Origin of the sequence: Lachnoclostridium sp. Marseille-P6806 (assembly GCF_900625025.1) — a bacterium.
Taxonomy (GTDB): Bacteria; Bacillota; Clostridia; order Lachnospirales; family Lachnospiraceae; genus CAG-791.
Genome location: NZ_LR130584.1, coordinates 64,412 through 86,895 on the forward strand (window position 1 = coordinate 64,412; position 22,484 = coordinate 86,895).

At 50.7% G+C, this 22,484-nt stretch carries 19 protein-coding genes and 1 pseudogene; 11 read left to right on the forward strand and 9 right to left on the reverse strand.

The window, feature by feature from the left end; translation table 11 throughout:
* Positions 1-37 precede the first annotated feature (37 nt).
* Together E0E20_RS11445 and E0E20_RS11450 are read right to left on the reverse strand one after the other, a co-directional pair.
* A complete protein-coding gene (locus E0E20_RS11445) occupies positions 38-2,164 on the reverse strand; it encodes a Gldg family protein (RefSeq protein WP_165444091.1) in 2,127 nt (708 codons plus the stop codon).
* A 69-nt stretch (positions 2,165-2,233) separates the two neighbouring features.
* A complete protein-coding gene (locus tag E0E20_RS11450) occupies positions 2,234-3,163 on the reverse strand; it encodes an ABC transporter ATP-binding protein (protein WP_130838326.1) in 930 nt (309 codons plus the stop codon).
* Positions 3,164-3,328: 165 nt separating this feature from the next.
* Here E0E20_RS11450 and E0E20_RS11455 point away from each other — a divergent pair, with 165 nt between their 5' ends.
* The 8 genes from E0E20_RS11455 (at position 3,329) to E0E20_RS11490 (ending at position 11,279) form a co-directional block, all read left to right on the forward strand.
* Entirely contained in the window at positions 3,329-4,075 is a 747-nt protein-coding gene (locus E0E20_RS11455; RefSeq protein WP_130838327.1) for a ThuA domain-containing protein, read from the forward strand.
* The gene (locus E0E20_RS11460) at positions 4,059-4,784 is read left to right on the forward strand and encodes an extracellular solute-binding protein (RefSeq protein ID WP_130838328.1); all 726 of its coding nucleotides are present in this window, start codon (positions 4,059-4,061) and stop codon (positions 4,782-4,784) included. The genes E0E20_RS11455 and E0E20_RS11460 overlap by 17 nt, the downstream gene beginning before the upstream one ends.
* Positions 4,785-4,815: 31 nt before the next feature.
* The gene (locus E0E20_RS11465) at positions 4,816-5,475 is read left to right on the forward strand and encodes a YesL family protein (RefSeq protein WP_130838329.1); all 660 of its coding nucleotides are present in this window, start codon (positions 4,816-4,818) and stop codon (positions 5,473-5,475) included.
* A 298-nt stretch (positions 5,476-5,773) separates the two neighbouring features.
* A complete protein-coding gene (locus E0E20_RS11470; protein WP_130838330.1) occupies positions 5,774-6,616 on the forward strand; it encodes a sugar phosphate isomerase/epimerase family protein in 843 nt (280 codons plus the stop codon).
* Between the two features lie 98 nt (positions 6,617-6,714).
* Positions 6,715-7,995 (forward strand): Gfo/Idh/MocA family protein, encoded by a 1,281-nt coding sequence (locus E0E20_RS11475; RefSeq protein WP_130838331.1) that lies wholly within the window; start codon positions 6,715-6,717, stop codon positions 7,993-7,995.
* 86 nt (positions 7,996-8,081) lie between these two features.
* Positions 8,082-9,182 (forward strand): TIM barrel protein, encoded by a 1,101-nt coding sequence (locus E0E20_RS11480; protein ID WP_130838332.1) that lies wholly within the window; start codon positions 8,082-8,084, stop codon positions 9,180-9,182.
* 89 nt (positions 9,183-9,271) lie between these two features.
* A complete protein-coding gene (locus E0E20_RS11485) occupies positions 9,272-9,652 on the forward strand; it encodes a C-glycoside deglycosidase beta subunit domain-containing protein (RefSeq protein WP_242622773.1) in 381 nt (126 codons plus the stop codon).
* Positions 9,653-9,683: 31 nt separating this feature from the next.
* Entirely contained in the window at positions 9,684-11,279 is a 1,596-nt protein-coding gene (locus E0E20_RS11490) for an ABC transporter substrate-binding protein (RefSeq protein WP_130838334.1), read from the forward strand.
* Between the two features lie 126 nt (positions 11,280-11,405).
* Here E0E20_RS11490 and E0E20_RS11495 read toward each other — a convergent pair whose 3' ends face one another.
* From E0E20_RS11495 to E0E20_RS11510, 4 genes are all read right to left on the reverse strand, one after another.
* Positions 11,406-12,518 carry an MATE family efflux transporter gene (locus tag E0E20_RS11495; RefSeq protein WP_130838335.1) on the reverse strand — a complete coding sequence of 371 codons (1,113 nt, stop codon included), beginning with the start codon at positions 12,516-12,518 and terminating at the stop codon, positions 11,406-11,408.
* Positions 12,519-12,650: 132 nt separating this feature from the next.
* Entirely contained in the window at positions 12,651-14,111 is a 1,461-nt protein-coding gene (locus E0E20_RS11500) for an ATP-binding protein (RefSeq protein WP_130838336.1), read from the reverse strand.
* Between the two features lie 387 nt (positions 14,112-14,498).
* The gene (locus E0E20_RS11505) at positions 14,499-16,910 is read right to left on the reverse strand and encodes a glycoside hydrolase family 2 TIM barrel-domain containing protein (protein WP_130838337.1); all 2,412 of its coding nucleotides are present in this window, start codon (positions 16,908-16,910) and stop codon (positions 14,499-14,501) included.
* Complete coding sequence (locus tag E0E20_RS11510) at positions 16,897-18,249, reverse strand: MFS transporter (protein ID WP_130838338.1); 1,353 nt, start codon at positions 18,247-18,249, stop codon at positions 16,897-16,899. Before E0E20_RS11510 ends, E0E20_RS11505 begins: the two co-directional genes overlap by 14 nt.
* Positions 18,250-18,560: 311 nt before the next feature.
* On the opposite strand from E0E20_RS11510, the gene E0E20_RS11515 reads away from it, so the two are divergent.
* From E0E20_RS11515 to E0E20_RS11525, 3 genes are all read left to right on the forward strand, one after another.
* Complete coding sequence (locus E0E20_RS11515) at positions 18,561-19,481, forward strand: helix-turn-helix domain-containing protein (RefSeq protein WP_165444093.1); 921 nt, start codon at positions 18,561-18,563, stop codon at positions 19,479-19,481.
* Positions 19,482-19,614: 133 nt separating this feature from the next.
* Complete coding sequence (locus E0E20_RS11520) at positions 19,615-19,812, forward strand: hypothetical protein (RefSeq protein ID WP_130838340.1); 198 nt, start codon at positions 19,615-19,617, stop codon at positions 19,810-19,812.
* A gap of 106 nt (positions 19,813-19,918) precedes the next feature.
* Entirely contained in the window at positions 19,919-20,836 is a 918-nt protein-coding gene (locus E0E20_RS11525; RefSeq protein ID WP_130838341.1) for a Fic family protein, read from the forward strand.
* A 4-nt stretch (positions 20,837-20,840) separates the two neighbouring features.
* Here the strand turns inward: E0E20_RS11525 and E0E20_RS11530 are convergent, their stop codons facing one another.
* From E0E20_RS11530 to E0E20_RS11540, 3 genes and pseudogenes are all read right to left on the reverse strand, one after another.
* On the reverse strand, positions 20,841-21,971 hold the full coding sequence (locus E0E20_RS11530; protein WP_130838342.1) for an alpha/beta hydrolase-fold protein: 1,131 nt from the start codon (positions 21,969-21,971) through the stop codon (positions 20,841-20,843).
* Positions 21,972-22,000: 29 nt separating this feature from the next.
* Positions 22,001-22,174 (reverse strand): hypothetical protein, encoded by a 174-nt coding sequence (locus E0E20_RS11535; protein WP_165444094.1) that lies wholly within the window; start codon positions 22,172-22,174, stop codon positions 22,001-22,003.
* Between the two features lie 22 nt (positions 22,175-22,196).
* Positions 22,197-22,397 (reverse strand): annotated as a pseudogene (locus E0E20_RS11540) (sucrose phosphorylase); the annotation flags it as partial.
* Between the last annotated feature and the right edge of the window lie 87 nt (positions 22,398-22,484).

Consider the following 22,484-nt stretch of genomic DNA (forward strand, 5'->3'; position numbering starts at 1 on the left):
GGCGAGACAGCGAGCGCCCGCCGCAAAAATCCGCGCATCAGCGTTTGCGGCGGCGAAGCCATCCGAACAGGCCCGCGGCAAGCAGGAATACGGGGATAATGCCGACCGCAATGACGGTTACGATCACAGCGGTTCTCCTCGTGATGACAAGACTGGGATTCTGTAAATCCTTGACCGGAACGGAAACGGCGGCAGGAGAATCACTGCCGGTAACGGCTGCGACCGTGCCGGTAAAGAGCCTGCTGTTGGAGCCGGCCACCACTTCATCCGCATTGGACGTAAACATCATGAGGGAGGAGAAGACGACGGCCGTTGAGGTTTTTTCACCGGCCTCCTTTACTGCTTTCAGCCCGATGGTGTACTGCTGCGTCTGCTCCGGATGGTCATTGGCAAAGTCCTGCGTGTCGACCGTTACATCCGTGCGGATGCAGGATTTTCCGGACGTCTTCAGCAGATCGGTATACGTGACGTCGCTCCGGCCATCATGCGTGAGCGCCTGCGAATACGGTGTGAAAACATACCCGTTGCCCTTGAGGATCGCTTTCGTGATCAGCTCATCATACTGTACGTTGGGAAGCAGATAGCACTCCGCGCTGTAATAATGATCGCTGCTGCCGTCCAGAACGATGCCGTCCTCCGCGCGGATCCCGTAATAGGCCAGCACGCTGTCCCAGTTCGGCGTCTCCGGATCGGACTCAAAGCAGGATACGCCGATCAGGTTTCCTCCCTTATCGAAGTAGTCCATGAGCTTTTTGGCATCATCCCCGGAAAGATCCTGTCTGGGACAGTTGATCAGGACGGCCTCCGCATCGTCGGGGACCGCGCTTTCCTTTATGAGGTCCAGCTCCGAGACTCTCATATTCATCTTCGCAAGAAGTCCCTTGAAGCGGTCGTCCAGCGACAACTCGCCATGCCCGGTGAGAACATAGATGACAGGGGTTCTGTTACTTGTCACATAGGACAGCGCCGAAACAATCTGGCCCTCTCCGTCGTAGCCGGTGACGGTCGCCGTACCCGCCATGAGGTTTTCTTCCCTCTCATAAATGCTGTCCATGCCGACGATGCGGCTTTTCGTGCCGTTATCCACGATCAGGGAATTGGCGTACAGCTCCGTGCTGTCCGTATACTGCCGGACAAAATCGGGATTGACCGCGGGATCAATGTACCTGACGGTCAGATGGCTGCTGTAATCCGCCATGAGCGAAAGCGTCTCGCCGAGCGTTTTGTCCCCGTCGCCCTCATTGGTCAGAACATAGATCGTGACGTCCTGATCCATCCGGCTCAGATACTCTTTCGTAACGTCAGAAAGTGCATACAGCTGATTGGCGGAGACATCCCTGACGCCTATGGAGTCCGGGATCTGCGCGGCCGTCAGGTTAAGCACAACGGCGCTGATGACGGCCGCGGCGATCATCGCAGAGCTGTACGCTCCGATGCTGAACGTTTTTCTGGACACGACATATCTGCGCTTCTGGATGACCTGCACCGTCAGGAAGAGAAACAGCGCGATCACCGTCAGAAAGTACAGCACCGCTGTGACGGAAAGTCTGCCGCTCATCAGGCTTTCAAACGGCGATATCATATCCAATGCACCAATCACTCTTGTCACCGCGTTTCCCATGACGGAAATCATCCGGGACACCATCGGAACAAGGTAGGAGGCCAGCAGCAAAAGAAACGAAATCACCGCGGCGATCATCGGACTCTCGGTGAGAGAAGATACAAAAACACAGATCGCGATGCAGGCAAGCCCGTACAGCCAGAGGCCGAAAATCGCGGAAAAGTCCTGCGCAATGGGTTCCTGCCCGAATTTGGAAAGCAGGAACGGATAGGCGCAGAAGCCGATCACGGGGATCGTGTAGACCGCGGAAACCGCCAGATATTTTCCGAGAACGGCTCTGCCGATCGATACGGGCGCCGTGTAGATCAGCTGATCCGTCTTCTGCCGGCGCTCGTCAGAAAAGCTTCTCATCGTGAGAATGGGAAGCAGGATCATCAGGATGATCTCCGTAATGGAGAACGCGCCGACGATGCCCGATTTGCGGCCGATCAGGTTATACCCCGCGACAAACAGCGAAACAATAAACCAAAACAGGGCAATGAACACCCAGCCGATCAATGAATGAAAATAAGAGATAAATTCTCTTTTATAAATGGAAATCATAGTGCCGACGCTGCCTCCTGATGTCTGATGTTCCATGCTCTGCTGCGGCTGTGCCTGCGCAGGGAAACGTTACGATGTCAGCGTAAGAAAAACGTCTTCCAGAGACTGTTCGTCCCTGCTCATTTCCAGAATGCCCATGCCCGCGGTCACAAGAACACGGGACAGCTGCGCCCGCACATCCTCATCCGCCTCGGACGTCAGGGTAAATCGGACTCCTCTCTCATCCGGAGACGGGATGAACATAAGATCACTGATGCCGCTCATACATGCGACGACCTTTTCCACCTGCTCCGGAAAGCCGTCGACCATGCAGGTAATCCGCTGGGCGGTGGTCATGCGCATACGCAGATTCTTCGTCGTATCGCTGGCGACGAGCCTCCCCTTGTTCAATATCCATATATAGTCACAGATCGCGCTGATGTCGGAAAGAATATGGGAGCTGAGAATGACAATGTGCTCCTCCCGGAGAGAGCGGATATAATCAAACATTTCTTTCTGCTGCTCCGGATCGAGCCCGGCGGTGGGCTCATCCAGAATGATAATCTCCGGATTGCTGACAATCGCCTGCGCAAGGCCGACCCTCTGACGATATCCTTTGGAAAGGTTTCTGATCAGGCGGTTCTGCACCCCGGCGACGCCCGTTTTTTCCATGCTGTAAGCAACGGCCTCTTTTCTGCCGTCCGCCGGCAGCTTTTTGAGCTCTGCCGCGAAGCGAAGATATTCCAGCACCGTCATCTCCGGGTACAGCGGCGGAATCTCCGGAAGATAACCGATTTTTGCCTTTGCCTCTTCCGGCTGCGAAAGAATATCGCAGCCGTCGATGACAACCGTGCCGGACGTCGCGGCAAGATAGCCGGTCATTATATTCATCGTCGTTGATTTTCCCGCGCCGTTCGGACCGAGAAAACCGTATATTTTCCCTTTCTCCGCGGTAAAGGACAGATCATCTACCGCGCAGTGAGCGCCGTATTTTTTTGTCAGACCCGTTACTTCGATCACGTTGCCAGCCCTCCCGGACATAATTTTGATGCGGTGCGCCGTAAACCGGATTTTGTACACCTCGTACAGCAGGATGATAATTTCACATTATAATATAGCGAAATTTATTGTAAACTATATAAATTGAGAAGCATTGTTTTCTGTTTCAAAACAAGGGAGATTCATATGGCCGTAAGAGTTACTGTCTGGAACGAATACCTTCACGAAGTGCGCCTCCCGTCTGTGGCAGCTGTATATCCAAAAGGAATCCATGGGTGTATCGCCGACTTCCTCTCTGCCGCCGGTATGGATGTCAGAACCGCTACCCTGCGTGAAGAAGAGCACGGTCTTACGGAGGAGGTTCTCGCCAATACCGATGTTCTTTTATGGTGGGGGCACATCGCTCATGACGAAGTTGCGGACGGGATCGTAGACAGGGTTTATCAGCGGGTAATCGGGGGAATGGGACTGATTGTGCTCCATTCCGGTCACGCTTCCAAAATATTCCAAAAGCTGATGGGTACCGCTTCAGAAAGACTCTCATGGCGGGAAGACGGGGAAAAAGAGATCGTCTGGGCGGTAAAGCCAAACCATCCGATATGCAGGGGACTCGGAAAAAAGATCATGATTCCGCATACGGAAATGTACGGAGAGCATTTCAATATTCCGGATCCCAACGAGCTCGTGTTCATAAGCTGGTATGAGGGCGGCGAAGTATTTCGAAGCGGCTGCTGCTTCCACCGGGGCAACGGAAAAATCTTCTACTTCAGTCCCGGCCATGAGACATTTCCGATCTATCATCAGAAAGAGATTCAAAGAGTATTAATCAATGCCGTAAACTGGGCGGCCCCGGCAGAGGATATGCCGGAGATCACATACGGCAATACGCCGCCCGTCATGCCGGTACAGACCGCTTATGAAGCACGGACATAATGATGCTATGATTATTGGAAAATCAACAGGGGGATCACGGCACCGGCTGCACGCAGAAAGGCGGAATACCGGCTCGCATTTTCTAAAGGGAGACACGCCTCAGAAGAAATGGCAGTATTTTAAGGATTACTATCTTACGGGAACCGTGACTGCGGCATTTTTCATTGTGCTCGCCGCCGTTTTTATATATCAGACGGTCATCGGGCAGAAAGAAATCGTGAGCGCCGTCGTCATCGAGGACAGTGATACGGTCGACACGAAAGCGCTCAGCCGCGACCTTGAAGAACTCCTTGACACCGGAAAAAAGGAGCTGGTGGATGTCACGGCATACCCTGCCGGAGACGGTTCTGCGCACATGACGCTGCTGGCCCGCTTCACGGCCGGGGATATTGATATTTTTATTGCAGAAAGAGACCATTTTGAAGCGTACGCGCAAAGCGGCATGCTGGAGGATCTGGACAAAGCGCTTCCCGAGGAGCTCCGCGGGGAGCTGCAGGATCGCATGGAGCGTTTTTCCATCGTCACCCGCGACGAGCAGGGAAATGTGACCGCGGAAGGCGAAGAGAAAGATTACGGGCTCAGCATCAAGGGCCTGAAAGAATTTGAACAGTACAACGCACAGATGGCGGATCCGATTCTGGGCATTGCCGCCTCGCCCGACCCGGTCGATGATGAGCTCCTGATTATCCGTCACCTGACAGGCAGATAACGCCGCCATTTCCATATTCGGAGGCACAGTAATGCAGCTTTTTCGTTATGACAGCCCAATCAGCCAGCTGCTGGTCAAATTCGTCAATATCATTTTTCTTACGATACTCTGGTATGCTTTCTGCATTCCGCTCGTGACAATCGGGGCCTCGACCGGCGCCTTTTATCACACCATCGAAAAAAACATCAAGAACGACAGAGGATATGTATTTTCGGATTTCTTTACGTCGTTCAAAGGAAATCTCCGGCAGTCGATCCCGCTCACCATTCTTTTCATCGCTGCGGAGGCGATGTTTTATTTTGATTTCATCATCATGCGCTATCTGAAAGACGGCGGAAATCCGGCCGGGAACGCATACGTGCTGTTTCTCGTCCTGATGGTACTGATACTCGTCTACGCGATCTGGGTATTCATCAGCATCTCGGCATTTGAAAATACCACCGCCAATATCGCGAAAAACTCACTGTTCCTGATGATCCGGCACTTCGGGACAACGCTCTACATCCTGTTCATGATCGGCTTTTCCGCTCTCGTGATATATATCGTTCCGGTCACCTTTGCGGTCATGCCCGCCGTAGCCGCGTGGCTGATCAGCTTCCCGGTGCAGAAAGTCTGGGGTAAATATAAGCAGGCAGAAGCGCCGTCCGGATCGGAAACGGATGAAGAAAACGGCGACGGAACATCGCGCTGATCCGCCGATTTTCCGTCTGACCCTCCATGCATGAACCAAATACCCCCGGCCTGTACCGGGCATAAAATATCACATTTCAGACAGACCTACTCTCTCCCTTACGGGCAGATTTCAGAGCAGGTCTAATTTTTTGCATGATTTTTGTCTTCCCTGTGCAAATTGGAAAAAAAATGATAATAAAACCCCTCTGTTCCTATAAAAAACGAACGGAAATGCCAAATGCCGTAGGGTATTATAACAATATGAGTTTTCATCTGAGGATAATTCTTATACATTTTTTAAGAAAGCGAGGATCGTTATGAGTAATAGTCTTCCGGTTGCGATTCAGGTTTACAGCCTGAGGGATCTGCTCGAAAACACTCCCGAAAATTTCAAGAGCGTAATGCAGCAGGTCAAGAGTATGAGCTATGACGGCATTGAGCTTGCCGGCCTTTACGGGCTTGAACCCGGATACATAAAAGAGGTGCTTGACGAAGTCGGACTGGTTCCGATCAGCGCGCATGTCCCGTTCAATGAAATGATGGACGATCTGGACAAGGTGATCGCTGACTATTCCATCATCGGCGTCCGGTTTCTTGTCATGCCCTACATGGCCGATCAGTATCGTCCGGGCGTCAGCCCTGAGGGCTTCCAGAGCTTTCTTCCCCTTTTGAATGAGGTAGGCAAAAAAATTCATGATGCGGGCATGACGTTCCTGTATCACAATCATGATTTTGAATTTGTCAGGCTTCCGGGCGGTCAGTGGGGATATGATGCGATGTTTGATGCCATTCCTCATGATTACCTGATGTCTGAGCTGGACACCTGCTGGTGTGACGTCGCCACGGGAGAAGCGCCGGAGTTTATCAGGAAATATACCGGTCGTATCCCGGTCGTGCATCTCAAGGACTATATCAAAAAGGGCGATGTCAAAAATATGTACAAGCTGATCGGCATCGATGCCGAGGAGGACGATAAGGAGACCGGCTATTTCGGCTTCCGCCCCGTCGGATTCGGCCAGATGCTCTGGGAGCCTATTCTGGAAACGTCGCTGGCCGCTGGAACGAAATGGGTTGTCGTGGAGCAGGATGAGCACTACGAGATGGATCCTCTGGAGGCGGCAAGAAGAAGCCGCGAGTATCTGAGAATCCTCGGATGGTAATCAGTCAAATACCCCGCAGTAAGCTACGGAGCATGATCTGGTTACATTTATGCAGCTGTTGAAGAATAGCTGCCGGATAAAAAAGGAGAACATAAACAATGAAAGAAATCAGAATTGCTATTATCGGCACCGGGATGATCTCTCACCGGCACATGACGGTCATCCAGAACCTCAAAAAGCGCGGCCAGAACCTGACGGTTGTTGCAGCCTGCGACATTGTTCCGGACAGAGTCAAGGCGTTCGGCGCGCGCTACGGGATCGCGGAGGAAAATCTGTACACCGATTTCCGCGAAATGCTGAAGAGAGATGATATCGACGAGGTCGAGGTCTGCGTACACAACAACCTCCACACCTCTGTCTCGTGCGCCGTTATGGCGGCCGGCTATCCCTGCTACTCCGAGAAGCCGATGTCTGCAAGCTATGCGGATGCCAAGATACTCTATGACGCGCAGAAAGATTACGGGCAGAAGCTTGCCGTTCAGATCAGCTCGATCTACAACCCGCAGACACGCATTGCCAAGAGAATGGTCGAAAACGGCGAGCTCGGCGAAGTTTATCATGCAAGAAGCGTAGGCCACAGACTGCAGGGCCGTCCCGGCTATGATATGCCTTTCTTCAGCCGTGATTTCATTGATCCCAATATCGGCGTACACGGACCGTTATTCGATCTCGGCATCTATCATCTGGCGCAGATGCTCTATGTTCTCGGCATGCCCGAGCTTGAAAGCGTTTACGGCACACAGAGCTCCAAATATTGGACGCACGAGACGATTGATAAGGAAGTCAGCCGCACGGCGCCCATTGAAGATCTCGGCGTCGGTCTTGCCCGCTTTAAGGGCGGTCTTTCCATGGATATCTATGAAGACTGGGCGATGCACATGGATGAAATCGGAACCAGCTTTATTGCCGGCTCCAACGGCGGCCTGAAGCTGATCGACGTCGATTCGACCGGCGGACCGATGGCGGTTCCGGAGGGAGGACAGATCATCGGCGGCGGCAGTGTACAGGTTCCGCGCCTCGAATGGTTTGGAACCAACGAGCACGGCGAGATGTTTGTCACCAAGATCGACTGCGGCATCAACGATCTGACCGGCCAGCAGGAGCTCAGACTTCATCCCGAAATGGCCATGTACAATGACAATCAGCTCCAGTGGTACTCTTATCTGCGCGGCGATCTTACGGATGAGACAAGAATCGACTCTCCGTTTATCGCCTGCCAGACAGCTCTTTTGTCCGACGGCGTCGTTCTTTCCGACGAGCTCGGACGCAGCGTGACCGCCGACGAAATCAAGGCTCTGTCCAAGTCCATTGCGCTGCGCGAGCAGGTGCTCCCGAACGGCGATAAGATTCACTATGACTTCAAGGAGTACAAAGCCTGATTTCTGATTCCTCAACATCAGCCGACACAGCTTGACCGCAGGCTGTGCCGGCGTTCCGTTTCATCTTTTCAGGAGGATAAGCATTAATGAAAACAGATCATGATATCAAGCTGGGGGTATCGCTGTACTCATATCAGGATAATTACTACTTCCACAGATTTGATACAGAGGGCTGTATTGCCGCTGCCGCGGATGCGGGCGCGGAGGGCTTTGAAATATTCTCTGATGCCATGATTCCCGAATGGCCTTATGTGACAGACCGCTGGATCGATACCTTTAACGGCTGGAAATACAGATACAATATCGAGTCCGTGTGCCTTGATCATTTTTCCGACAGAGCCATGTGGCATGACCGGCAGCTCACGGACGACGAGCTCTATGAAAGAGGTGTTCTGTACATAAAAACGGCTGCAAGACTTGGCTGCAAGGCGATCCGCGTACTGCATGACAACCATATGGGTGCCCGGGTAAGCAACAAGTTTCCGCCGTATCGGCTCACCGATGCGAAAATGTGCGGAAGACTGCTCCCCGCCGCCGCCGAGCATAATATTCTTCTGGCCCTTGAGTGTCATGCGCCGGGCTCGGTCGCAGACCCCTGCCAGCAGGAATATCTTGAGATTGCCGACAAAATGGGGCTCGGTGAATTCATCGGACTGCAGGCTGATTTCTCCAGCTATGAGTACCGGCTGAGCATGGCGGATATTCAGGGACAGGTCAGAAATGAGGGCTGCACGGAAGAGGTGCTCCTTGCTCTCCGCGAAGCACAGACAAAGGCATATAAGGAAGAGCGTGCGCTTGATCTCGAAGAAGTGATGCCCGAGCTCGAGAAAATCGGTCTGAGTGAGGCCGACAGAAAATTCCTCAGCTTCCACGGCCGCCGGTCAGGCCCGTACGATGCAAAGGATACGTCTCATTCCTATGAGACCCTGAAGCAGTTCGCCTCCTCCATCAAGTATGTGCACGGCAAGTTCTATTACATTGATGAAGACGGTGAAGTTGACAACATGGATTATCACAAGATCCTCGGCGCTCTGAAAGAGGGAGGATATAAAGGATATATCTGCTCCGAATTTGAGGGAAATCGCCGCATGAATGATGCTGGCTGGTGCAACGAAATCGAATATGTAAGAAAACATCATATCCTGATGCGTAAGTGCCTTGGCTATCCGGAACCGGTATTTGACTGATAAGGAGGGCTGCTGTAATGGGAGAAACAAAAAAAGTATTCGAAAATTCCACTCATAGAACTTCGACAAACTCTATGTATGAGCCCTATATGCTGACAGAAAGCGGCTGCCGAAGCATTTGGCAGGCGGGGCACAGAACAGGATACTGCGTGAACCTGACAATAAACTATTACCGCGGTCTTCCTCTTTCATGCGTTGACGAAATTTCTCTGTGGGTTGACGGGGAACCGGTTGATCCCGAAACCATGTATGTATGGTGCAAAGACAGAGAATACCATTACCCGGATATCCTCAAGGATACCATGGCCACTGACATTTACTGGGGCTTTGGAGACTATCTGAAAGTTACGATCATGAAAAAGGGCGGTATCGATCAGGGAATACACCATGTAAAGTTAAGACTCTGCACAAGAAGATCCTACACTCCTACGATGGTTTCCGAGTGGGAGAAAGATATTATGTTTGCCTGAATGCAATACTCAAAATCCAAAGGAGGGGACTATGAAAAAGGGCAAAAAGTTATTGTCACTAATACTTTCCGCGACCATGCTTTCCGCACTCGCGGGCTGCGGGAACACCGAGCCCGCGGCGGATGCTTCCGTTGAAACTCCGGAAGCCGCGACCACCGCCGAAACCGGGGAAGCGGAAACCGAAGCTGAGAGTGAAGGAGCTCCCGCAGAAGCCGCAGAATGGGACGGTGAAATCACAAACATCAAGATCCTGCTTTACGACCTCCGCGGCGCGGGCGATAAGTCCGAAGAAGTCGTCAAAAAAATGAATGAAATCACCGAGAAGACGATTGGCGTTCATGCCGATATTACATGGGCGGCAACGGCCAACTATGCCAACACGGCTAATCTGGCATTGTCCTCCGGAGAACAGCTTGACCTGCTGACCGCCATTCCCATGGATCCGATTTCTTTCAATGCATTAATCGCCAATAATCAGTTGATGGACATTTCCGATATCATGGAGGAAGAAGCTCCTGAAACGTTGGCAGAGATGGGCGACTACATCGGCGGCATGTCCGTAAACGGCAGAATTTACGGGATTCCCTGCTGGAGAAACTACGCATCCGCAATATATCTGATCATGAGAACCGATATTCTTGAGCAGATCGGCATGCTCGATAAAGCTCAGAATATGACAAAATGGTCAGAAGCCGAGGAAATCTGGAACGCGGTCAAGGATCAGACGGAGCTTGCTCCTTTCGGGTCGTACAGATGTCAGGCGGGTATGATGGCCAATAAGGACAGCTTTGCGGATGCAAAGCCCTGGGATACGCTCGGCGATGTCTACTCTCTTGTATTCACCGATGACCAGGGGAATGTAGCCCTGACGCTCGATAATCCGGATTATCTCTCGATACTGAAAGAGCAGAGACGGTATTGGGATGAGGGCCTTGTCTACAAGGATGTCCTGACCAATCTGGATCATGTCGATACTCTGACAAAGGCAGGCGTGGTATTCTCCTCGGTTCAGACCTCGGAGATGGGTGTCGAAACCTCCAAAAAAGAGGCCACCGGCTTCGATGAAACCTGTATCGAGGTCATGAAGAACATGGTGGGCTCTTCCTACGTCAACAAGTTCGGCGTGGCAGTCCCCGTAACCGCACAGGAACCCGAAGCCGCCGTTCGCTGGGTTAATGCCGTATGGACAAATCCTGCGCTTGAAAATCTTCTTGTTTGGGGCATTGAAGGCATCGATTATGTCAACAAGAACGGTGTAGCGGCGTATCCAAGCGCAGAGGCCGAAAACAGCGTATACCATAACTGCGATTTCGTATACGGCAACTACTTCAATGCGCTTCCCTGGGAGGGGAATGATGTAGATTTCCGTCAGCAGGCCATGAACTATTTAAAGTCAGCTACCATATCTCCTCTTATGGGCTTCACACCGAATGCCTCTGAGCTGACGAACACAATGACGGCAATCAGTACAGTATACCAGAAATATTACAAACAAGTTCTGTTTGGAACCGCTTCCGACGAAGATCTTGAAAACTATAAGTCCGAACTCAAGACGGCAGGCGTTGATGAATATATCAGCACACTGCAGCAGCAGTTAACCGAGTGGAAAGAAACTACCGGAAAGTAAAGCTGTCATAGCTGTCATTAATCTATTTCTTGTTTTCAGCACTGATAAAAAGATCCATGCCGGTTCAAGCCGGTATGGATCTTTTTATCAGTGCAGTAGAAACCCGGGCTGCACTGCTCTCATGACTTACTGCGGCTCTATCAGCTGCTCTCTTGTCAGCTTCTTGGTCCAATGGCCGTAATTGCATTTGATAAAAGCAGGCACACACTTGAATATCTGATCCGCATTGAGGCACCATACAACCACAATCGGGGAGGCGTGAACGACAAACGCCATCAGAAAAGATACCGGGATGACAATCATCCATATGCTGATCAGATCAAGCTTCATGCAATACCTTGTATCGCCCCCGCCGCGGATAATCCCCGCATTGGTCGGCATCTGATACGACATGAAGACCTCGACCACAGAAAGAATGATGAGGAACTGATTCGCCATGGCTTTCGTTTCCCTCTCGAGATGATACAGAGAAAGAATCGGAACCCGGATAAAAAACAGCAGAAGCCCCGCTGTAATGCCGATGCCTACGAAGATCACCTGCAGCGTCCGCGCATAGGCGCGAAGCTTTGTCATGTCACCCTCACCGATCGTTTTACCAGCCAGATAGGCCGACGTGGAAGCGGAGCCGATGGCTATCGACTTGACCAGAACAAAAAGCGTGGAGGCGACGCTGTTGGCGGCAATCGCCCTTGCCGTCATGTGCCCTAAGATCGCATTCTGCGCCGCGTTGTTGAGTCCCCAGAGACCATTGACAACGAGCATCGGCGTCATGACCCGGAAATAGTCGCCGCGAAGTGTTTTATCCGTACGGAAATAATCCTGCAGCCTCATATGGATCGCGGCATTCTGATAACGCATACCCTCCGCGATGATTGCCTCATCGGTGGTAAAGCAGGCGAGAATCTGATGCGGAAACAGCGATACAGTCAGGAAAAGCAGCGCCGAAATAACAAGGGCAAAGTGCATCGCGATGGAGGCAAGCCGGCGTATCGGCTCCTCCAGCTTTTTCCCGAAGTACTGGCTGCCCAACACCACGATACCCTCACCCGCCGCAAGCAACAGCTGCTGGTAAATAAACTGTATCTGGTTGATTACGGCGACCCCGGACAAAGAGACCTCGCTGTAAACGCCCAGCATGACATTATCCGCCAGATTGACGCTGAGCGTGAGGACGTTCTGCAATATCAGAACAAGCGCCATGGAGAAAAATGTCTTGTAAAACTGCCTGTCGTTGACCATGATGAGGGACTTCCTTATATAATAAAAAAATCCGCGCCATCGTCAACGCTCCATCTCCGGTCTATGGGCATCGATCCATTCCAGAACGATAAAGCACGGCGCTGCCTCCGTTAATAGTTCCCGCGTTCAGATTTATGGGGTGCTCTTCACGAACCGTTGTTTTGGGCTCTTCGGGGTCTCCGGCATCGTCATTTGCACCAACCCCTTTTCTATCATCGGGTTCACATAGGCACGCATGACGTATGCGACGGTTCCTATTCCGAGATGTTCGGCTATCTCCTGCCTGCTTCTCGGCATTTTCAGAAACATCAGCAGCTCTTCTTCCTTATCTTTCAGCCCTCGCTGAGCGGCCTGTTTCTGCTCCTCGTCCTGCACATTGTTGTACAAAGTTACTGTAAACGTTCCTCTCTCATCCGCAAAGACCGGTTCTTTCAATCCCGCTTCTTTCATGGCGCGCCTTATGGTTGGAATCCCGGAATATCGGTTTTCTGTCAGATTCATAAGCTCGAGCGCCGTGACCAACACCGGATTTCTGGTATCCGGCTGCATTTTCCCCAGTTGATCGATCTGAATACGTCCATAAAGCCCGCCCGGATTTTTGATCTCGATCCGATCCGAATACATCAAAATCTGTATCGGCATACCCTCCGTATGAATGCTGTAATCTCTGTGAACCAGAGTGTTCAAAATCGCTTCTCTGACCGCCGTGATCGGATAATCCGTGCGGTCCTCCCGTTTTCCTGTCTCCGGATTGATGATGGTTTTTGTTCTCATATTCCTGCGGACAAATGCGATCGCCCGATCCAGCATATCAGAAATATTTCCCTCTATCCTCTGATTATCAATGAAACGTTCTCCAAAATCACCGAACTCACCCGGCTCATCTCCCGGCAATACGACGGCAGTAATACAGAGCTGCGGAAAAAAGGCCTGCGGGTATCTGCAAAACAGCAAAACCGAGCTCAGCGTTACGTCTCCGTTCCTCGTGATGCTCATCAACTCACGAATCGTTTCATCCGGCAGGGAGCTCAAATTCGGCTTTTCCGCTTTCAGGCAGTCCATATAATCATCCAGCAGCGCTTTATCGAGCACCGCATACGAGGCTCTCGGCACCGGTCGGATATCATCCTGATACTTTTTCCGAAAAGCCTCATAGCTGTACACTTCATACTCTGTCATCGGCTCATCGCTGTCCCCCACTCGCACATAAGAGCCTTTCAGCCATCCTCTTCCCCTGTAATAGCAAGGCCGCTCCGAAAGATCAATTCCGGGAATTTCCGCAGATACAAAAAGCTTCCCGTCCTTTTCCGCAACAGTAAGAAGCGGTCTCACCGGCGGCTCCATCTGAATACACTGCTCATTAATTTTCTTCTGAATATCCTGCGAATCATATACTCCGCATTCATTGAAACCGTTTTTTTCATCAACACCAAAAATAATCACTCCTCCGTCATCCTGATTGGAAAAACTGGAAAGAGTGTCATAAAGCCGCTTCGGGCAGCCGAATTCAGCCGCTTTCAATTCAAGAGTCTGTGTTTCACACTTACTTACCTGAATCATCTTTAACTTTTCAAGGAGTTCTTCTCTTGTCATTTTCACTTTCTCCTTATTTATTTAATATTCTAGTGTCATTTTTTTAGAAGTCAAGAAAAGAACTTAAATTTTTAAGTTTATATTTTTGTTCTTTTTATGTTCCTGATTTCAGTTGTTTGGTTCGGTTTTCAGTTTCCCTCCCGGCTTTGTGACTGCATTTTTCAGTTTATACTTTTAATCAGGCCAAAGAAAAAACAAAATAAAGGGGCCTCACTCAAGAGACCCCTGCAACACACAAAATTAATCCGCTTACGAGCATGTCCTAAGAGAAAGAGGGAAAACTGTGCAGTCCATAGCGGAAAAGCAGTACCGCTGTCCATGGCAATGAAACCGCAAAATTGTCAATAGCCTGCTTTATTGTTCAGTTGCCCTTTGGTGCATATGTTTTTACCGGATTGCTTGGCTCTGATCTACCAGGCCGTCAGCGCTCACCGTGATGCCGCTCTCCGGTGCGGTCAGATACACAACTGCCAGAGTTCTGCCATGGTAACTCGTTTCTTCTGCATCCACAAAGCTCTCCTCGGTTTTCTGGCGGGCAGAACCGAAAGCCAGCAGCTCACAGCCCTCTGTCTTTACCTGAAGCAGGCGATCCGCATTGCTCTCAGGTACGCCATTTTCTCCGCAGATGTCAATTTCCAGGAAACGAATCTTGGGATCCACAGCAGATGCTGCTTCCTGACGGATGCAGATCTGCAACTCACCCTCTGCAGAAGTCAGTGTGCAGCTATCCAGAACGCCGCCGTCCTCTGCACAGGCTTCTGCCGTCAGAGTGCCGGGGTGATAATCAATTTCAAAAACAGCCTTGCTGTCGCTGACAGCCATCTGGCCCAGCAATTCCCCGTTCAGATACAGCTTAACCTGAGGCGCCTGAGTATAGCACTCTACGGACACCGGGTTGCCCTCGCAGCCTTTCCAGGCCCAGCTGGGGATAGCATTGGTGCCGCGCCATGCACTCTTAAATGGGGTCTGGCCGGGGTGATTTGCAGGAGTTACTGCCATATGGATCCGCATATCCTCGCTCCATACCACATCTGCATAAAGAGCTTCGCCGTCCGGGTGGCCAATCAGATCAATGACACCTGCGCCGCCAGTAAGCCAGGGATAAGGCTTATCAAAGGACATGGCATCCATAGAATAGCTCCACACACCGATGCCGCTCTCACCCAGATAATCCCATGCCGTCCACATAAAATCACCCACCAGATACGGATATTTTTTCACCATTGCCCAGTTTTTGCCGATATCCTGAGGGAAAGTCTCGCTGCCAAAGATGACGCGGTTGGGATGGGCTTCGCCTTCCAGCGGGTACCGTCCAGAAGCGTAGTTATAGCCTGCGATATCCAGTGCATCCAGGATCGGGGTGGTTGCCCTGTCCGCCTCCTCGCTGTCTGCACAGTGGTTCATGCCAGCACCCATGGACTGGGTCATCATGTTAAACATAGTGCTGTCCATCTTGCTCATCTCGGGCATCTTGAATGCCTGCTCCTGTCCTGCTTCCGAATTGCCGCCAATCCCGGAGGCAGTATCCATATTGACACCACCGTCCGCGTTATACATTTCCATGCCCTTGGCGGCGTTAGAAACGATCATCAGGTTCAGGCCGGCGGATACCGGTCTGGAAGCATCCAGTATATGGAAATAATCAATCATTTCCTGTGCCAAAATCATGCCCTTTTCTTTAGCCGGCTCACTAATCTCATTGCCGATAGAATACATGATTACGGAAGGATGGTTAAAATCCTTTTCCACCATCCTGCGAATATCATCCCGGTAGTAGGTAAGGAAATTCTCTGCGTAATCGTACTTGCTCTTATGCTGATACCACATGTCCCATGTCTCATCCATCACCATAATGCCCAGCCGGTCGCAGGCATCCAGCATAGCTCTGGAACAGGGATTGTGGGAAGAACGGATGGCATTGAAGCCGTATTCTTTCATGATTCTGACCTTACGCTCTTCCGCCGCGGGAAAAGAGCGGGCACCCAGAACACCGTTATCATGATGAATGCATCCTCCTTTCAGGTAGGTTTCCTGCCCATTGATGAACAGACCCTTGGAGCACCAGGTAATCGTGCGGATGCCCACATTCTCGCTGACGGAATCGATAACCCGGCCCTCTGCGCAGAGAGTAACCTCGCATCGATACAGGTAAGGATTCTCCGGGCTCCACAAATTAGCATCCGGGATGGTCAGCCGCAATTCATTGCCCTGCCCTTCTGCTGCCAGCTTACCTGCTGCATCAAATACTTTCACAATCGTATCTGTGTTTTTCGCTTTGGTGCATACGCTGGCAACCGCTATCACAGCCGGATCAATGGAAACGGTAGAGACGCGAACGCCATGGACCGCGATATGCTCCTGCTCCTGTACATACAGGGTAACCGGGCGGTAAATGCCGCTGCCGGTATACCACCGGCTGTTGGGCTGCTCGTCATTCTTTGCCACAACACGGATTGTGTTGACCTGGCCTGCGATCAAGGCATCAGAAATATCAAATAAGCCTTCCGTGTAGCCATAAACGATCTCACCCACCTGGTTTTCATTGACATAGACAGCTGTCTTGCGAAAACCCCCCTGGAACTCGATGGATACCTTCTTATTTTTCCAGTCAGCCGGAACATCCAACTCTTGAATGTACTCATAAATCCCACCGGGAAAATAGGCGCCGGAGGCTTTGCTCTCGCAGTTCGGATCTCTTTTTTCTTCAATCATCGCATCGTGAGGGACGCGAACAATCCTATATTCTGGCTCACCCAGACGCCGGAATTTCCAGTTATCTCTTAAATCAATTTTCATCATGCTTCCTCTCCAATACAGCATTTTCGACATCAACTTTCATCAGATACAGGAACACAGTGATCAGGATTGTCAGAAAAAGAGGTGCGCCGGCCATCAGAAATTTGATCGCATTGATGACGGCGGGAGTCTGAACCTCAGCACTGCCAACATAACCAGCTGCAGCCAGAACCCACCCGGAAATCCCGGCACCCAGACCGCCGCCGACTTTCATCCCGATGGAGGAGCAGGAGAACATCATCCCCTCAGTGTGAAGGCCGGTCTTCAGAAAATTATTCTTGGCAACCTCTGCAACAATTGCATTCAAGCTACCCACCAGGAAAGCAGAGGTAACACAGCGAACGAAAGCCGTGACCAGCATTCCGCTGAAATTCGCAGTATATGTAAAGTATGCAGACACAACAGAAACCATTGTAGTAGCGATGTAAGTACCCAGATTAACCTTATACATGCCAAACTTTTTAACCATCGCAGGGTTCAGAGCCAGACCAATAATCATAACAAACGCACTCATAGAGGTGATCCCCATAAGAGCAGGATTCCCCAGAATATACTGATAATAGTAAATACCGATGGAGGAGCCAAGGCTACCCGTAATATAGAAAGCCAGGTAAATTCCCAACAGAAGCAGGTAGTATTTGTTGGCCAGAATGCTTTTCAGCAGAACAAAGAAAGATTCCTCCCGGAAAGTTTCGGATTTGATGTTCTCTTCTTCCGCGACTTCCTTGCAGCACAGGCTGGCCAGAGAATTGAAGATCAGGAAGACAGCAGCATAAACCATAGCCATCGTTCTCCAACCGGCCATACCGCCGCCCATTGCAGAAACGCCGGCAACGGTAACCCCCATAACTACCATGCTTCCCACGATCGCAAAAACATAGCGGAAAGAGCCCAGAGAAACACGCTCCGCATCGTTTTTGGTAATCAGAGCGGACATAGTTGCGTAGGAAATGTTATTGGCGGTATAGAACAGCGCGTTGCCGCAGGTATAGCAGACAAAAAACCAAATATACTGACCGACAGTGCCCATACTCGCAGGAACCGCAAAATTCAACACAAGGCTGATAGCGAGGGGAAAACCAGAGTAGAACATCCATGGACGGGCCTTACCCATTTTGGAGTGGGTCTTGTCAATCAGGCTGCCAAAGAAGACATCGGTAATACCGTCCAACAGCTTACTGACCATGATCAGAGTGCCTACAATGCCTGCGTCCAGGCCGACAGCGTCTGTCATATAGATCAGCGCAAAGGAAGTCAGCATCATGTAGAAAAAATTGGAACCCAAATCTCCCGATCCGTATGCCAACTTTTTCGGTAAAGACAAATACTTTTTTTGTTCCATAAGAGTCCTCCAAAATTATATTTTCGTCAGTTCTTTACCTGCTTGCTCCAATTGTATATAATAAAAATATTCCAACAATACCATAATCAAGGTCGCAAAATCAGAATTTTTATCATATTCGAGGCTCCAAAATGAATCGAATGCAAGAAGCCCAGGTCACCCGAAATACATCGTCCCATGGAACCCGGGTTTCCAGTACTCCGGCTTCGGAGGAGTACCAGCCGGAAGACAAATCCATGCAAGCTTTCCATCAGGTACAGCTGATAATTGAAACTGTCCGGCCCAACGGCGACCCACGGTTAAAGGTGGCAATGCTGAATCCGGATTATCAATACGACACAGAAGTTCCCAAAGCGGACACCGATTCCGTTTTCGGCCGGACAAATCTGCATCAGCATTCCTTTTTCGAACTGGTATACGTGCGTCAGGGCAATATGTATCAGAATATCGAGAACAGAATCCACCTGTATTCCGAGGGCTCTTTCTGCCTGATGAATCAGAATATCCACCACGCGGAGCTTTTCTCCACGGATTACGAAGCGGTGTTCTTCGCCTTGCCTCAGCAGATCATTGAGGATCTGTTTTCCGACGAGAGAAACCAGTATTTTGCTTCGGAAAAGGATCCAGACCTCGATGAAATCCGCTCCTTTTTCCAGAACAACGGCGAGGAAAACAAGAAAGCCCTGCGAGAATACATCGACTTTGTTTTGAAGCCGGAGGCCCTTAAAGAGAAAGCAGCCATGATCAGCCGCTTTGAAGCTCTGCTCCGCTATTTCCTGATTTCCTCACCAGGCAGGACTTTCCACATTAAGGGAACCCTGATGGAAATTTTTACTGCTATCGTTGACAAAAATTCCTACGACAATATTCCCATCAACGTGGGGACAGAGCAGGAAGCGAAGATCTTTGACCGGATTTCCGATATTATGAAGACCACTCATGGCCGGGCCTCCCGATCGGATCTGTCATGTGCCTTGAAATATGATGGATCTTACCTGAATGACATTGTTAAGAAATACTCAGGACTGAATATTTTCGGCTACGGCACTCTTTACACCATGCGGGAGGCCGTTTCCCTGCTGACACACACAGAACTGTCTATCGAGGAAATTATGAGCGAGCTGGATTTTTCCAACCGAACACATTTCTACAAGATCTTCCGGGAGTATTATGGAACTACCCCCTGCAAATACCGCTGTATGCTGAAAAGCGCAAGCAGAGTTTTTGACTGAACACCGGAAGCGTTGTAAGTCCGATTAATGCCGCATTGAACATTGAATTATGACTACTATATAATTTTGTCCGTGTTCAATCATGAGATTGCCGCCAACAGCTACTTGACGCAAGCAGGAATGTTTGAGAGCCGTGGAAACCAAAAAAGCGATGATCGAATGCTCAGCAAGAAAAGTAGCGCTGGTGGATTCTTCCAAATTTTTGACTCGGGGCCTTTACACCTTTTTCAGATATGAAGAGCTTGATATGCTGATAACGGTCGAAACAGAACAAAACAAGGGCATCCTGCGCGAGATTGAGCGCAAGGGCGTCACGATCATCAGAGCGTGAGTGTCTTTCAAATTCTCCGACTTTACTTTTTCACCCGAATCTCTGTGATTTCCTTTATTTATTTTCCTTTTTTGATAAAATAAAGTAAAGTTTCAGGGGAGGGGCTATGTATTCTTATGAATATCTTGAAACAAAACTGGCAGCCAAAGGCATAAGCAAAACCGATCTGACACATGAGCTCGGGATTTCCTCACGGACGATCGCAAAGATTGGGAAAGGGGAAAAGCTCTCGCGGATCGTTCTTCAAAAAATCGCTGATTATCTCTCCTGTGAACCCGAAGACCTCTGCCGGGTTATATCTGATAACCCGATCCTGCAGCGTCTTCGTGAAGAAAAAGAAACAAAACTTTCCGGCGGCCTTTACCATGAACTTCAAGTAAGGATGGCTTACAATTCCAATCACATGGAGGGCAGCACACTGTCTGAAGAACAGACGCGTCTGATCTTTGAAACCAATACGATTGATGCGGGCGACGGTATTCCTGTTGATGATATTCTCGAAACAGTCCACCATTTCCGGGCCATCGATTATATCATTGATCATGCCGAAGAAGAGCTTACGGAAGACGGCATCAAAGAGCTTCATTACCTCCTGAAGCACGATACCAAAGACGCTTCTCTTAGCTGGTTTGCTGTCGGCGATTACAAGCAAAGAGCCAATGTCGTAGGCGGACATGAAACGGCAAGGCCCATAGATGTGCCGGCCAGAATGAAAGAGCTTCTGGCCTCCTACAATGCGAAATCCGATATTTCCATTCAGGATATCATCACATTTCACTCGGATTTTGAACACATCCATCCATTTCAGGACGGGAACGGAAGAGTCGGACGCCTGATTGCTCTGAAAGAATGCTTTCGCTGGAATATTGTCCCGTTCATTATCGAAGACGCAAAGAAATCCTTTTATTACCGCGGCCTTTCGGAATGGGAAAATGAGAGAGGCTATCTCACGGACACCTGTCTGGATGGACAGGATACCTTTCGCAGACTTCTGGACATGTTCGATATGGAAACCGACTCATAAAATCCTAATTCGCCTGCGCCGTATCGCTCTGCCGGAAGATCCGCTTTGCAAAATCGCGGAAGCACTCTCTCCACACATTCCAGTCATGCGCGCCATGATAGATCATGCGCGTGCATTGAATCTGATTCTCCTCGCAGAGCCGGTCGTCTTCGAGGAAAAACTCCATAAACGGATCCTTGTCTCCGATCGAGCGAAACAACGTGTGAAAATAATGATTGAAGCGCTCACTGTCCTTCATTGCCGCAAGGTGCGCATTCTTATTCTCCGCATGGCCCGACATGTCCAGCTCCGATCCGCTGATCCAGTCCTGCAGGAACCCGCTGAAAATTCCCACCTCAGAGAACAGCTCCGGATGCCGCATCACAATCATCGAGGTTTGCATGGAGCCCATGGAAAGCCCGGCCATGCCGCGTTTATCCTTGGAGCGGCCCGCATGATACCGCCCCTCCACAAAGGGGATCACATCCCGGAGAAGCATCGGCTCAAGCAGCAGGTGATCCACCATATGCGATGTCCGGCCGGCCTCGTCCGTCACTCTTTTCTGCACCATGCCATTGTTCATAACGATCACAAAGGGGACGGCTTCCCCCGCCGCAATCAGATTATCAAGAATCAGGTTGGCTCTTCCCGCCGCCGTCCAACCGGTTTCGTTTTCCCCATGTCCATGCTGAAGATACAGCACCGGGTACACAATTTCCGGGTGTTCCTCATAGCCCGGCGGTGTATAGATCACACAGCTTTCCCATTCCTCCGTCACCTGTGAAAAGAAGTATTCCCTCCGCAGCGTGCCATGCGGAACATCCCGCAGCTGATAATACGAATCGTTCTCCGTACGCAGCTCTACGCAGTTATACGGTCTGCTGTACCCGTATACAATCGGGAGGAGCGGAGAGAGCACCTCCCGACCGTCGACAAGAAGCTGCACATAACTGATTCCCTCATGAAACGGCAGCTCCAGCTCCCATTCTCCCGCTTCCCCGGTCTGATGGAAGCGATATTCTTTCTCCGCATAAAGGAGCGAAACCTCCCGCGCCCCTTTCTCCCGCAGCCGGAGAAATGCCCTGCCATTCTCCTGCACCACCGGGGTTCTCTGCCCATCCCACGGCAAAACGTCATTAAATGCCAGCGCCTGCATACAAGCCTCCCTCTTTCCTGCAAGTCATATCATAAAGAAATCTGCCTGCCGTTATGCGTGATCTCAAAGCTCTTATTTACAAAGTCCGCCCGGAGAACCGCCTCATCCCCGCCGCATTCTCTGCGGATCACGAGATGCGCGTCATCGCATTCCTGCAGGTCGAAGCTCCCCGAAAACGCCTTGGTCTCATTGCGGAACCGCATCAGCGCAAAAAGAGACGCAACGACCGGGCGCCGGATCAACCACATCATACGCCATCGGCGCAAAGCCCCTGTCTCCGGAGGAGGGAAAAAAGGGCAGGATATGCACGCCGCCGATCGTCCCGCTGCAATACCGGTTCAGAATACTTTCCAGCTCGCTGAGGTTCCGTCCCATGGAATCCGGATAGGTAATCAGCATGATCTCATTGGACAACTCTTTTTTCATAGACAAATACTCCTCGTATAAATATCCGCCATTGCCGTTACCGGCTGTCCGTCCTGTCAATCGGCCCGCTTCCCGCGCCATCCTGTG